This is a genomic window from Oligoflexus sp. (assembly GCF_035712445.1).
GTDB lineage: Bacteria > Bdellovibrionota_B > Oligoflexia > Oligoflexales > Oligoflexaceae > Oligoflexus.
On sequence record NZ_DASTAT010000107.1, the window covers coordinates 1 to 14231 of the forward strand.

The window sequence follows — 14231 nt, forward strand, 5'->3', positions numbered from 1 at the left end:
AAGGGCAAGGCAGACCATTGTCATATTCCCCAGTCGCTATGAAAAGGAGGTGAACCGTTGTCTTATGAACATAAGACTCATGTTGGGTTATGGGTTCCAGGTCCCGCGAGGAAAACCACCTTGATCTTTGACAACCGAATAAATCCGAACCCAGCTGAGCTATGGAACAAATGGAGCCGGCGCTGAATCCGGAGGTGCGCCCTGAATTCAGCTGGCGGGTGATGGACGGCAAATCCGCGAGACAAAGCAGGTCCATAAGGAGGATTGTGCAGCTCAAAATTTAGACGCAAGGCTCCACTCTTCCGTCTCAGGCCGCAAAAGTGCGCTGGTGACGGGACTGACGGAATGTTCCGGGGATTCGGGTTTTGTATGGTGGGGATAACAGGACTCGAACCTGTGGCCTCATGCGTGTGAAGCATGCGCTCTAACCAACTGAGCTATATCCCCATCCTGGGAGGATGCGAAACTATTAAGTTTTTGTGTTCTTGTCAAGCGTCAAAGTCAGGGTCTGCAAACCAAGCTATTCTGGACTATTGTGCGTCGAAATGAGTGTGTCGATGGTTGTAATCAGCTGCCTTAGATTCGCAGGCTTGCCGATGAAGGACTGCCAAAGGTCCTGATGCTCGTGGGCCCAGTCCCAGGCGGCACTGGTGATGATGGCTGGAAGTTCGCGGGTTTCCGGGTCCTCGCGCAGCTTTTGAAGCATCTCGACGCCGTCCATGACGGGCATCATGAGGTCGGTGATGATCAGATCCGGCTTGTAGTTATGGACGATCCGCAGTGCTTCCTCGCCATTGTAGGAAACGGCCACGTTAAAGCCATGCTTCTGCAGCAAACGCGTGTAGAGAAGGCAGATTTCCAGATTGTCCTCGACCACCAGGATTTTAGTCTTCAGCATGTCACTCATCCTTCGTCGATGGCTGAAGCATGGAGGGATTCGCCGGACGAGCCACTCCGGTCAGGACAGACGTCACTTCCCTGAACGTATCATGGATGGCAAAACCCTGATCGGAAATATCAAGCTCATGGAACAAAGGATTATAACCGCTTTCCCTCATCTTAAGGATAGCGATTAAACGCCGCAATTGCGCCCCCATTTCCACAAACCTCAGAAAAATGATGTTCTCCAAAACCGCTGCCAAATCCTGGACAGGCATTTCAATCTCACGGGTAAAGATAGGCGTCTCTTCGGAAAAGACAGACGTCGCCCCCAAAGATCGCAGGCGATTGGTCAACGCGGATAAAAATGTTCCAACGCGCGAGGGATGCAAGGCCCCCGATTTGAAGACTTCAATCCCATCAATGAAAACCCGCCTGGCCTTGACCGCCTGTACCTCATTCAAAAGCTGTTCGGCGATCGCGTCTATGTTTTTGCGCTGCAGCGCCGGCTGCCAGATGAAATGAAGCAATCCCCGCGCCTGGAAACGTTCGACCTCGATTCCAATCTTGCCAGCTTTGGCCAGAAGGCGCTGCGGCGGTTCGTAACAACCAAAGTAAATCCCAGGCTCGCCCTGTCGCGCCCCTTCCTCAAGAAAAGTCAAGCCGAGCAGAGTTTTGCCGGTGCCCGGTGCACCCAGAATCGTGGTCGCTGATCCGCGAAAGATGCCGCCATTGGTCATATCATCAAGTTTAGGAATCCCGAAGCGAAGCCGCGTGGTGATGTCGTCGGTGGCCTCGGACGGATGCGCATAAAGTTCTTCGATGCGCGGATAGATGTGCATACCCTGCTCGCCAATCTCAAGGGAATGCTTGCCCGAAAGATAACTGCTGCCGCGCAGCTTGCCCACTTCCATGCGCCTCAGCATGGCGGCCGACTTCGTCACGTTGTTGAAGGAGATAATCGAATCCGCGATGGCATCTTCCGGATAAATATTGCGGTTGAGCTTGGAGCGCAGGAGAAAGGTCGTGCAGCCCGACATCGGTCCGAAGATATGAAGGGAATGCACGAACTTTTTGAAGTCACCCGGATTCTCGGCGCGATCTTCGAGCGAGGCGATGCCGTCGAGAATGAGGATCGAGGCGTTCATCCGGATAACGGTTTCCTGGAGCAGATGCAGAAGCCCATCCAGGCCCTCGTTTTCCAGGACGCTGGAACTGTCGAGATAAATAACCTTGCGTCCCACCTGTGTCGCATTGAAAAAGGAGAAGCGCGAGACATACTGTATCATCTGATCTTTCGATTCAGATAGAAAGACCACATAGATGGCCGCCTGTTGAGACAAGCGTGCCTGATTGAAACATATTTGATTGCCAAAGACCGTCTTGCCCGTGCCGGGGCCGCCGTTGATAATGACCAGCGAGCCGCAGGTAAAGCCGCCTTTCAGCACCTGATCCAGGCCTGAAATGCCGGTCGGCATCAGCTCGCCGAACGCGGCTGGGTAGTTTCGCGCTAAGTCATTACTGTTGCACTTGCAGGGCTCGTCTGCATCAGCTCAAGATGCTTTTGAAGAAGAGACGAGCTGGCCTCCAGCAAATCCGTCGGCAAAATGGGTTTGCCCAGATGAATGTCGAAGGAAGCCGCCAACGCCTGGTTTCGATCTTCTTCGCGCACGTAAGCCGTCAGAGCAATCGTGGGAATCAAGCGATCCGGGTCGATCTGTTCCCGGATGCGTCTTAAAAGGGAATAACCATCTTCATCAGGCAGCCCAATATCACAGATGATCAAATCAGGCTTGTCACCCGCGAGTCGTTCCAAAGCCTCCTCGGCGCTTGCGGCTTCCATGACGAAGGCCTCAGCTCGATCCATGACCCGGCGGATCAGTTCCCGCGCATCCCTTTGATCGTCGACAATCAGGACGTGACGGCCGCGCAGGATGTCGGAACAAAAAGGATGGCTGCCCCTGGTTTTTTTATCCAGGCCCGGCGAGGCATAAGGAGGCTCGGCGCCTTCCGAGGCCTTGGCCAAAGGCAGAAGATAAACGGTAAACTTCGCCCCCTGATTCTTGCCACGGCTTGTGACGTGCACGGTGCCGCCATGCGCTTCGACGATGTGCCGAACGATAGCCAAACCCAGGCCAAGCCCTCCGAAGTGCCGGGTCTTTGATCCATCCTCCTGGCGGAAACGCTCGAAAACATAAGGCAGAAAATCCGGTTCGATGCCCCGGCCATTATCCTCGACATCGATCAGAAGTCGCCCATCCGTCGAATGAAGGCGGACCAGGATACGCCCGCTATTCGGCGTGAACTTCACCGCATTGTTCAAAAGATTCCAAAAGACCTGCTGAAGCCTCGTCTTGTCCCCGAGGACAGGCCTTGGCTCCGCGGCGAATTCCGTCGTGATGCTGATGCCTTTCGAACGAGCCGCGAGCTGGACGGAAACCATAGCCTCCTGCAGAACATCCGCCAGCTGCACCGGCTGCATATCCAATGTCAGTTTCCCGGTGATGATCCGCGACACATCCAAAAGATCGGTGATCAACTGATTCTGCATCTGCGCATTGCGATGAATCGCATCCAGCGAATACGCGAAATCTTCGCTATCCGGGCTGTCCATCGACAGGAGTTCAGAAAAACCGATGATCGCATTCAAAGGCGTCCGCAGCTCATGGGACAGCGTCGCCAGAAATTCATCCTTGATGCGATTGGCTTCCTGAGCCTTGAAATAAAGCCTTTCCCGCTCCTCGGTACTGGCCTTGCGTTCGGTTTCATCCCGCATGATCTTGGCAAAGCCGAGCAATTCGCCATCCGCTCCCCGCAGCGCATTGGTCGCGCCCGATACCCAAAAAGACGTTCCATTCTTCCGCATGCACCAGCGTTCGCTTTCGGCCCGTCCTTCCCGTATCGCAGCGGCCAGCTCGGCCTCGGGAACGCCGGCGGCCTGATCCTCGCTGGTGAAAATTGTGGCGAAGGGAAGGCCGATGAATTCGTCTTCCGCATAGCCGAGGATTCGCTGCACGCCGTTATTCCAGCTTTGCAGGTGTCCCTCGGGGCTCAGCATGAAGATCGCGTAGTCTTTGATGCCATCCACAAGCACCCGCATGCGCTCTTCGCTTTCACGCAGAGCGCGGTCGGTCCTGCGTTTCTCCGCGCGGACCTTCCATTCCAGGATTTGAATCTCGACGGCCGGGCCGAGCCTTGAAAGATTGTCCTTCATGATGAAATCGTGGGCACCGGCCTTGATCACCGAAGCCGCGCGCTCTTCGCCTATGATCCCCGAGACGATGATAGTGGGAATATCCTGAGCCGATTCCGCCAGAACCTGCAGGGCCTTGAGCCCGCTGAAAGCCGGCAGATTGTAATCTGAAAGTATGATGTCCCAATTTTCCTGCAGACAGAGCCGCAGGTCTTTTTCCGTTTCAATGCGCGTCGTCTGCACGTCGTAGCCACTGTGTTCCAGGGCTTCGGTCAACAGCGCGCTATCCATCTCAGAATCCTCGATCATCAGGACTTTGAGTGTTTTTCTCATGGCCGGCTCCTTTGACTTAAAAAATCCGAGGCGCCTCGTTCAGCACCAGCCAGTATAACGAAAGTTGCCGCACGGCTTCCAAAAAATTGCTGAAATCAACCGGCTTCCGAATATAGCTGTTCGCTCCCAGATCATAGCTTTCCATGATGTCCTTTTCCTCCAGCGAGGTCGTGAGGATGACCACTGGCAAAAGTTTCAAAGTCGGATGGGACCGCATGCGCTGCAGAACTTCCAAACCGCTGAGTTTCGGCAGCTTAAGATCGAGCAGCACCACCTGGGGCAGGGTGCGTGGGTTTCTATGCGCATAGAGCCCCTGCGCCAGCAGAAAATCCAAGGCCTCGGCCCCATCACGCACGACATGGATCTCATTCAGCAGGCGATTTTCCTGCAGGGCGAGGAGGGTAAGTTCCTCATCATCGCGATTATCCTCGACCAGCAGAATGCTTTTTCGAGTCAAGAGATTCATGCTGTATTCCTTTCACTACAGGCCAGAGTGAAGTAAAAGGTCGCGCCTTCGTTCACGCGTCCCTCCGCCCAGACCTTGCCGCCATGGCGATGAATGACCCGCTGCACACTGGCAAGACCGATCCCTGAACCTGGGAATTCATGCGTGGAATGAAGCCGTTGAAAAGGTCGAAACAGCTTTTCCGCGTACTCCATATCAAAACCCGCGCCATTGTCCTTGACGCAATAAACAGGCCGACCTTCGTATACATCCATGCCTACTTCGATACGTGCCCCAGTGGGGCGCTGACTGGTAAATTTCCAGGCATTGCCCATCAGGTTCTCCAGTACAGCTCGCATCAGGATGGGGTCCGCATGCACCTGCATTCCCTCATGAATATGGAATTCGACCTGGCGTTTGCTTTCCGCCTCGCTCAAAAATCTGGCGACGGAATGAGCCAGCGCGGAAAGGTCCAAGGGAACCTTTTGCATGTCCTGTCGGGTCAGACGGGTCAGATTCAACATGTCATCAATCAGATGCGACATGCGACTGGCTGCATCCTTCACCCTCTTCAGATAATGCTGCCCCTGTTCATCCAATGAAGGACCGTATTTCCGTTCCAGTATCGTGCTGAAACCGTCGATGCCCCGAAGAGGGGCCCGCAGATCATGAGACACCGAGTAGGCGAAGGCCTCCAGCTCCTGATTGGCGGCCTGCAGCTGAGCCGTGCGATCGCGAACCCGAGCCTCCAGTTCCTCGTTGAGCGTACGAAGGCGGTCCTCGGCCTCCCGGCGGCGCGCAAGCTCGTCCTCGGCCTTTTCAAAGAGGGCGGCATTGTCGATCGCCACAGACGCCTGCAGGGCAATGCCGGCCACCAGATCCTCGGAGCCGGGACCGAAGACATCAGCCTCGACATGCCCGAAAACAAGTACGCCGATCACAGATCCGCTGCGGGTCTTGACGGGAACAGCCAGGACGCTGTGGATAATGGGTCGCTCGGGAAGGAGGGCATGAAAAGGCGCGTGCGGCTGAAAACGCTCATCTCGCGTCACATCTCCGAGGCGCACGATCCCCCGGCTCGAAAAGATTTCATTCAGAGCCTTGGTGCTTTCCGGCGTCAGTCCGTGCGGGAAATTTTCATGGCTTACGCCGCTTAAGGTATGCAGATGGAAGGTTTCAGCCGGATCTTCCGCGGCATGATATAAAAAGGCTCCGAACGTAGCGCCGATCGCTTCGCTCGCGGAATCGGTAATGGTCTGAAGCAGCCGCTGAAGGTCCAGCTCGGCGGCCAGGCTGCGACCGATTTTATAGAGCGTTTCGGTGGAACGAATCTCCTGCTGCAGGCGTTCCTCTTTGGCCTTCTGTTCGGTGATGTCGAGCGTTACTCCATCAAAACGCAAGGCGCGCCCGTCTTTATCATAGAACCCAAGTCCGATGGCCCTGATCCACTTGATAGCGCCATCAACAGGATTGACCGAGCGGTATTCCCTGTCAAAAGTCAGTTTTTCATCCAGCGCTTTCTGAATGTGTCGCCTGGTCGCTTCGCGGTCATCGGGATGGAGCCTTTCATAAAAATCCAAAATCGTGACCTCGGCATTCGGGGGCAGGAAAAAATGCTCCTTGACCCAGGTGTTCCAAAGCAGCTTGTCGAAGGGCAGATCGCAGTACCAGAGTCCAAGATGCACAGAACGCGTGACGAGTTCCATGCGCTCGCGGTTGACCTGGAGTTCCCGCTCGATCTTTCGCAGATCGGAAAGATCGGTGATCAGAGCGAAGAAACCATCCGGGGTATGACCATTCGCGCGAAAACGCGGCACATAGGTGATATTCGCCGAACGCAGGCTGCCGTCGCTGTGCTGGAGCTGGGTCTCGAACGTCACGCGCTGACCCTTAAGCGCGGCCTTGCGATAAGCCTCCTCATCCGCCGGTTGAGTTTGAAAACGGGACCAGAGTTCATCCATGCGAAGACCCAGCATGGAGTGCAAAGGTCGCGCAAACCAGCGTTCATATTCGCCATTGATGAAACGCAGCCTTCCCTGGGCATCGGTATAGGAAATCAAGGCCGGCAAAGCATCCGTGATAATGCGTAATTCTTCGTCACGCGAACGGCGTTCCTCTTCCCATTCGCGGATCTGGTGAATATCAGTGGCCACAGTCACCCACTGCAGGACTTTATCCGACGCATCCAGAACCGCGAGGCGCCTGGCAAGATGCCAACGATATTGACCGTCACCTGCATGACGGAAGGGAACTTCCATATCGGCGAGATGCCGCGGATCGGAGTGCCTGAGCCATTCCTGAAAACGCGGCAGATGCTGAGGATGCACGACGGCTTCCCAGTCCTCGCGCATGTTCACGCTCAGGGCAAGGCCGGTATACTGCTGCCACCAGCGATTCATATAGGTGATGATGCCGGCGGCGTTTGCGGTCCAGACGCCATGCGTGATCGTTTCGGTCAGCACGCGGTAACGTTCCTCGCTGTTGCGGAGCTCGGCTTCCGTTCGGCGTCGTTCGTCCAATTCCTTCTGGGCTTCGGCCAGAAGAAGATGCTCGTTTCTTATGCGTACGGAATGCCCGAGAAAGAGGATGTGAATCAAAAGGCTCAAGATGAGGCCCACGCCCAAAACATAATGGGGGACGCTATTGGCGATTCGCTTCTGAAAGGCCGGGAGCGTGTGGGCATAAAGGATCCATTCACGGCCGGGCATCCTGAGCGGCACGATCTTGGAAAATTGCTCGTTCGGCTGGGATGCCCCATCGAAGATCCCGTTGCGATCAAACAGCAGGCGATCCCGGTCCATGGCTCCGTCGTAGATTTCAAAGTCGATGCCCAGATCGGGTTGCGGCATCGCGAAAATGTTCTGGAAAAGATCATGGGCGCGGAAGGGGGCGTAGACAAAACCCACGAGGCTTGCGTAGCGTTCCGCTGCGGTCCGGGGTATGACGTCGGATTGATAGAGAGGGAGGTACAAAAGAAAGCCAGGCTGCCGGTCGGCATTGGTTTCCTGCACCAGCGTGACGATCTCTGTGACCTGCGGCAGGCCGGTTTCGCGTGCAAGGTCCATGGCCCTTTGCCGAATGGGATTGGTATGCATGTCATAGCCAAAGGCCCGCTGGTTCCGCCAGTCAAAGGGTTCCAGCATAATGATGGAATAATACTCGTCCCGCTCGCCAGGCGGTTGGATGCTATAATGAACGGCTCCTTGCGCTTGCATGGCGGCAATATGTGAGGCCAGCTGCTCCTTGGGGATTTTCAGGGTGAAGCCTATGCCCTGAATGCCAGGGTAGTTTTCGGTAATGTTGACACTGCGAATATAGGTCGCGAATTCGCTTCGAGTCGGGATGCCGCGGGTTAGAAAAAATCCACGGGTTTGATAGAGGGTCTGGACATAGGTCTGCATGCGGATTTCGGTGGCATCAACGATTTCCTTGACACGCGTATCGAAGCGGACGCGACCCTCCCTCTCGGCCGTCTGACGGGCCAGAGCCCAAAGACTGAGCGTCAGTCCCAGACAAAAGAAAAGGGCCAGATAAGCAAGGAGAAAGTGTCGCATGTGTTGCCACAACTTCAGCGTCGATCTCTGGAGAGGCCAGTGCAAAGGAAACTCCCTGCTTTGAGTGTCAAATAGGGTTTTTACTTGTAGTGCACAGACCGGACCGACGCAATAAAAAAGCCCCGATGTATACATCGAGGCCCGTGGCGATTCCAGGATTCACCCGCTGGGGTGAATCGAGCGAAGAGCGATGTCAGTTGGCTTTTCTATTGAAGACATGCACCCAGGTGCTGACTCCGTTTTCCACCTTCTGATCGAGCACGCGCAGGACCATGAGCTGATTCTGATTTTTCGCCAGAATCTTGTAAGTCCGCGACTGGGACATTTCGCATTTTGCGGTGCCTGCTTCACAGGCAAGGGCCAGCGCGGCATCGACGACGGGAGCAGGAACCTGATCCGCGCTGAGCTGCGTCCAGCGATGCGCATAGATAAGGCCGCCTTCTTCCCCCCAGGTCAGCACATATTCCTCGACGGATCCATCGGGAAGCGTGGCCACGATTTTACCCGCGCCATCGGCGTTGAAGATATAGTCCGTGCCCACGAATTCAGGAATGGTGTAGCTTCCTGTGAATTCCATGGCGGTGGCAGGAGTCTGATAGACATTGGCATCCACCACGCCGCCGGCCGAGATGAAAATGGATTCCTGGCCATTGGCTTTTACTTCACCGAGCAGAACGGAACTGAGCCCCTGCTCTTCGATCACCGTATAGCGGATGGTGGAAGTTTCCGAAAGTTTGAGCACGAGGCTGTCGCTGGTGCTCAGACCGAAAGTCTGCGGAGCCTTGTTCAAAGGATCTTCGACCAGAACGGCTTCGGCCTCGCCCGCGACTTTGATGATCGCGGACTGCTCGCCGCTCAGAGGCAGGGCGAGGAGTGTGCCGGGGGGCGGCGTCAGAGGTTTCAGACTGCTATAATTGACGAAGGGGAGCGCGGGATTATCATATTCCTGAGTGCTCTCAGGCAGGCCGGATTCGGGTGGAAAAATATCGCGATAGTTTTCTTTGACATCAGCGACTATCGTTTGCCCTTCCGCAAAGGAGAAGGTCAGGCTTTCCAAACGGGTCACGCCCATGACGGGATTCCCTTGAGCATCAGCGCCTTGATAGGGGCTTTCGAGAGGCGTGTCGAGTGTTGCCACAAGATTATCACCCGCCTGCGTCCACTTCAACGTGGAGTAACCATCGGGTCGCCAGATTTTGCCGAGGCCGTCGGCTGTGATGGCAAGCTTCGCCTGAAAGGCTTCACCTTTTAAAACAAAAGTCTGCCCCGTGAGGGCTTCGATCGGAGCGGGGGCAGCGAAGAGGCTTAAGCTCGTGCAGAACAGCAAACCAGACAACGCCAGAGACAGTTTCAGCATGTCGATACTCCTCGTTCAAAAATGGAAAGGCTCGGGGTATGTTCAGTGCTGTGTATACCGACCCTCGCGAGACGCTGTAAATGTTTTTTTGCGATATAAGAAACCTTCCTCATGGGATCCTGCCGGAGTCCTGAAGAAAATTTCGGAGTCGATGAGCGGCGACGTTTTGCGGAAGGACTTCGTGAAAAAAAACCTCTGGACCGCAGCCCAGAGGCCAGGTGATGCTTTCGATCAATTCACGTCGCTGTCACCGGTGAGCATGGTGGCCAGACGCTCGCGATAGGCGAGGATATCAATGTGGTGATGCGCGACACCGGAAATCATCGCAGCTTCGGCCACGGCGCTGGCGACGATGGCCAGGGCGCGTGGATCGTTCGGCTTGGGAATCAAGTAGTCCCTGCCGAACTTCAGCAATCCTTCCCTTTGATACACTCTTTGTACGGATAAGGGGACTGGCTGACGAGCCAGATCCGCAATCGCATAGGCGGCCGCCCTTTTCATCTCCTCATTGATGGTGTGCGCCTGAACATCGAGCGCACCCCGGAAAATGAAGGGGAAACCGAGCACGTTGTTCACCTGGTTCGGATAATCACTGCGACCCGTGGCGATGATCACATCGGGGCGAACGAGTCGCGCGAGGTCGGGCGTGATTTCAGGATCAGGATTCGCGAGGGCGAAGACGATAGGCTGCGGGGCCATGGTCATCAGCATGTCCGGCTTCAAGACCCCGGCCGCGGAAACACCGACGAAGACATCCGCGCCTGCCAGCGCTTCACCGAGGGTGCGAAGCGCGGTCTTCTGCGAGAAACGTTTTTTATAGGTATTCAGATCCTCGCGATCATCATGCACGACGCCCTTGCTGTCGCAAAGGAGGATGTTTTCGGACAAGACGCCCACCGACAGGAACATCTGCGCGCAGGCGATCGCCGCGGCACCGCCGCCTGAGAACACGACCTTGATGTCCTCGACGCGTTTGCCGGTGAGTTCCAGCGCATTGATGAGACCCGCCGTGGCAATGATCGCGGTCCCGTGCTGATCATCGTGAAAGACGGGGATCTTCATCCGTCGGCGCAGCTCTTCTTCTATGTAGAAACATTCAGGGGCTTTGATGTCTTCCAGATTGATGCCGCCGAAGGTTGGCTCCAGAGCGGCCACGATTTTTATAAAGGCGTCCGGATCTTCTTCGGCGACTTCGATGTCGAAGGAGTCAATGGCCGCGAATTTTTGGAAGAGCATGGCCTTGCCTTCCATGACAGGCTTGGCGGCGTATGGGCCGATCGAGCCAAGTCCCAAAACTGCAGTCCCATTGGTGATGACGGCCACAAGGTTGCCCCGGCCCGTATAGAGGAAGGATTGGCTATGGTCGGCGTGGATCTTGCGACAGGGCCCGGCTACACCGGGTGAATAGGCCAGCGATAGATGTTCCTGGGTATCAAGAGGCTTTCTTAATACCGTGCCGATCTTCCCGCGAGGAAACGTTTCATGGTAAGCGAGGGAAGGCGTTTCGAAATCAGTCCCGCGAGCGCGAGCTCCTTCGTGTTCCGCCTGACTCCGGCGTGCGGTGTCGAGGCGCACGGCTTCCTTTTCAATCGTTGTTTCCATCGGTCTCTCCTCAATGGTTTAGAACTGCGACACAGCAGAACCCCATAACGGGGAAAAAAGAAAATGAACTTACACTTGTACACCTTCTCGGCTGCTTGTCTAGAGGAAAGGGGAACACAGGCTCGAAGGAAAATCAGTTCAGCGAAATTGTAAGAAGAAAGTTTGCTCAAGTTATGTAGACAGACTTGTAGCTTTTGCCGCGTCCGGGGTCCAATTCGCTACTTATTGGTGGGAATTATCAGGAACGTGGAGGCTGCACGCGGTGTTTTTATGCTGCCGGATTGCAGCAGAGTGGTGTGGAGCGCGTCGATCAAGTGAAAGATTCGGCCCTCGGGTTTCAAATATTCCTGCTGCTCATCCGCAGTTAAAAATTTGTAATCCGTCTGGAAGGTGGCGCGGGGAATTTTGCTGGTCGTTTCCAGAAAGCCAAGCGCCTCATCCGGTTCATTCTGCATGAATTGCAGGGTTTGGCGCCAGACGCGTTCCATTTTGGGAAGAAGCTCGGGCGACGTTTGAAGGCGATCCGCGCGCACGGTGATGGTGTCGATGATCTCACCGGGAATTTCACTGGAGCGGAAGAGGATGCGCATCTCGGGATTTTTGAGTATATCGAGCGAATAAGGGGGCGCTGCCACGGCGAGTTGAATTTCGCTCTTTTGCAGCGCGACCTGAAGGTCCTGGGCTTCCTCGGGCAAAACCGTGAAATCTTCGCGTTCAAGTGTTTGCTGACTCAATGCGCGAGCGAGCACGAGATCGCCCATCGAGACCGGAGGCACACCGATGCGCGCGCCTTTTAAATCGTTCAGACTGTCCCCGGCATCCGAGCGCGCGATGAGCACATCCGCTCCGTTCGAATAAGCGGGGATCAAGAGGATTTTATAGTCCTGAGGCAGCACCAGGAGTTCGGCGAGATTCAAGCAGAGCAGGTCAAAGGTTTGCGTTTCTGCGGCCTGGGCGGCTTCGGCGCGCGTGATAAAGGTTTTGATTTCAACCTGCAGCCTTTCCTGTTCAAAAAAATTGTAGCGGGCGGCGAGCAGGAGCGGCTGACACGCAGGATTCTGCATGATTCCCAGGCGCAAACGCTGCGGAGCTTCGCAGGTGCAGGCATTTTGCAGCGCTGCGCTCGCAAGGGCCAAAGGAATCAGGACTTGACGCAGGCTTATCTTCAGACGCGGACCTCCCTTTTCGATGACCAAGAGGCATCGGCGTGAAACAGCCTTGGCTTTTGTACTTGAACGTAAGTTTCGGATCAGCGAACGGCCCTCCCATCCTGATTCCTGGCATTGAAACCAGGCGGGAAGACAGTTAAAGTGGGGGCCATAAGTAGACCCCTGAGGAGGAATCCATGTCACAGTCCCGGTATGCGCGCCAGATGGTACTTGCAGAGGTCGGTGCGGAAGGTCAGAAAAAACTGGCCGCAGCCCGTGTTTTGATCGTCGGTGTCGGTGGTCTGGGAGCCCCGGCAGCCCTTTATCTGGCAGCAGCTGGCGTAGGTTCGATTGGACTCATTGATGCCGATCAGGTCGATATTTCCAACCTGCAAAGACAGATCATCTACGATAGCGCCGATCAAGGCCGTGACAAAGTGACCCGAGCTGCCACGCGTCTGCAGGCTCTCAATCCCGAGGTCCATGTCGCGGCTTACCCCTCGCGCCTGACGGCCGCCAATGCGATCGAGATTGCGGCGCCCTACGACATCATCCTGGATGGCAGCGATAATTTTTCCACCAAATTTCTTCTGAATGACCTGGCTTATAAACTGGGCAAACCGCTTGTTTATGGTACGATTCTGCGCTGGGAAGGCCAGGCTTCCGTGTTCTGGGCTCCGCATGGGCCTTGCTATCGCTGCCTCTTTCCCGAACCGCCGCAGACCTATGTGCCGAGCTGCGCGGAAGCGGGCGTGATCGGGGCGATGGCGGGGATCATCGGCAGCATTCAGGCTTTGGAAGCGGTGAAATTGATCGTCAATGGATCGCAGACGCCGGTGCAGGGCGGGCTCGAACCTTTGCTCGGCCAGCTCCTTCACCTCCGCGCGCAGACCATGGAAACGCGGCGTTTGGCTTTAAGGAAGAATCCCGAATGCCCCTGCTGTTCCAAAGCTCCTTCCGAAATCGTGCTGCGCGATCTGAATGATGCCTGCGATACGGCGGTGTCCCAGGAAATTCCCAACTATGTAGCGGCGGAACTTTCGCAGGGGAATCGCTGGCAGGAATTCATTCCGCTCGATATCCGCGAGAGTCAGGAGTGGATGGGAGGGCATCTGCCCTCGGCGCATCATTGGCCGCTTTCCAAACTGCAGGAAGGGCATTTGCCGGAACTTCCCGCGCGCAGCAAACCTGTTTTGGTTTACTGCCAGAGTGGAATAAGGTCCCGCCGCGCGCTGCAGATCCTTCGCACCGCGGGCTGGCAGAACCTGGCTCATTTAAGCGATGGGTTCGGTGCCTGGAGAGGGCCGGTGGTCGTCTCCTGAGCCTCAGCCAGACGGTTTAATTTAAGGCCGGTGTCGCAGAGGGGCGCCGGTTGAGCGCCTCCGGCCATGAAGATTTCCATGCTCGTGGTTTGATTGCGCCTGGAATTGGGCTCGTCCTTGAGCGTTGCATAACGCCTGCGTTTCAAAGCCGCGATCGCGTTTTTTTCGAAGCCGTTTTGCGGATCGGCATCGATGACCTTGAAGTTGGTGGGGATCCCGTCCGCATCAATGTCGAAGTTTATGATGATGTAACCATCCTGGCTTTTCCTAGCCATCTCCCAGGGCACTTCCGGTTTGGAATCCCTGAGAAGCGTGGGCTCAGGTTTGCTTCTGTCGAGCGGAACCACCGCCCTATTTTTCTTCAGATTGCTCACCATCGTTTGAGCCAGATCTCGCGG

The 14231-nt window shown here is 55.7% G+C and carries 10 protein-coding genes and 1 tRNA gene; 1 reads left to right on the top strand and 10 read right to left on the bottom strand.

Translation table 11 applies throughout. The features are described 5' to 3' along the window. Positions 1-370 precede the first annotated feature (370 nt). The 9 genes from VFO10_RS23345 to VFO10_RS23385 all read right to left on the bottom strand — a co-directional run bounded on the left by VFO10_RS23345 (position 371) and on the right by VFO10_RS23385 (position 12559). Positions 371-447: transfer RNA gene (locus tag VFO10_RS23345), tRNA-Val, on the bottom strand. Between the two features lie 73 nt (positions 448-520). Beyond that, positions 521-898 (bottom strand): response regulator, encoded by a 378-nt coding sequence (locus VFO10_RS23350; protein WP_325144403.1) that lies wholly within the window; start codon positions 896-898, stop codon positions 521-523. 1 nt (position 899) lies between these two features. Continuing rightward, the gene (locus tag VFO10_RS23355; RefSeq protein WP_325144404.1) at positions 900-2357 is read right to left on the bottom strand and encodes an ATPase domain-containing protein; all 1458 of its coding nucleotides are present in this window, start codon (positions 2355-2357) and stop codon (positions 900-902) included. Between the two features lie 32 nt (positions 2358-2389). After that, the gene (locus VFO10_RS23360; RefSeq protein ID WP_325144405.1) at positions 2390-4405 is read right to left on the bottom strand and encodes a hybrid sensor histidine kinase/response regulator; all 2016 of its coding nucleotides are present in this window, start codon (positions 4403-4405) and stop codon (positions 2390-2392) included. 16 nt (positions 4406-4421) lie between these two features. Beyond that, complete coding sequence (locus VFO10_RS23365; protein WP_325144406.1) at positions 4422-4871, bottom strand: response regulator; 450 nt, start codon at positions 4869-4871, stop codon at positions 4422-4424. Continuing rightward, the gene (locus VFO10_RS23370; RefSeq protein ID WP_325144407.1) at positions 4868-8404 is read right to left on the bottom strand and encodes a CHASE domain-containing protein; all 3537 of its coding nucleotides are present in this window, start codon (positions 8402-8404) and stop codon (positions 4868-4870) included. The genes VFO10_RS23365 and VFO10_RS23370 overlap by 4 nt, the downstream gene beginning before the upstream one ends. Before the next feature lie 193 nt (positions 8405-8597). Beyond that, on the bottom strand, positions 8598-9761 hold the full coding sequence (locus VFO10_RS23375) for a hypothetical protein (RefSeq protein WP_325144408.1): 1164 nt from the start codon (positions 9759-9761) through the stop codon (positions 8598-8600). Between the two features lie 231 nt (positions 9762-9992). Then, on the bottom strand, positions 9993-11363 hold the full coding sequence (locus VFO10_RS23380) for a malic enzyme-like NAD(P)-binding protein (RefSeq protein ID WP_325144409.1): 1371 nt from the start codon (positions 11361-11363) through the stop codon (positions 9993-9995). 218 nt (positions 11364-11581) lie between these two features. After that, positions 11582-12559: an ABC transporter substrate-binding protein gene (locus tag VFO10_RS23385; protein WP_325144410.1), complete on the bottom strand. Its 978-nt coding sequence runs from the start codon at positions 12557-12559 to the stop codon at positions 11582-11584. Between the two features lie 149 nt (positions 12560-12708). On the opposite strand from VFO10_RS23385, the gene VFO10_RS23390 reads away from it, so the two are divergent. Further along, positions 12709-13833, top strand: coding sequence for a ThiF family adenylyltransferase (locus VFO10_RS23390; protein WP_325144411.1), 1125 nt, complete (start codon positions 12709-12711; stop codon positions 13831-13833). Here the strand turns inward: VFO10_RS23390 and VFO10_RS23395 are convergent. Continuing rightward, on the bottom strand, positions 13782-14231 hold a 450-nt coding region (locus VFO10_RS23395; protein ID WP_325144412.1), incomplete at its 5' end, for a TonB family protein. The two genes, VFO10_RS23390 and VFO10_RS23395, sit on opposite strands and share 52 nt — an antisense overlap.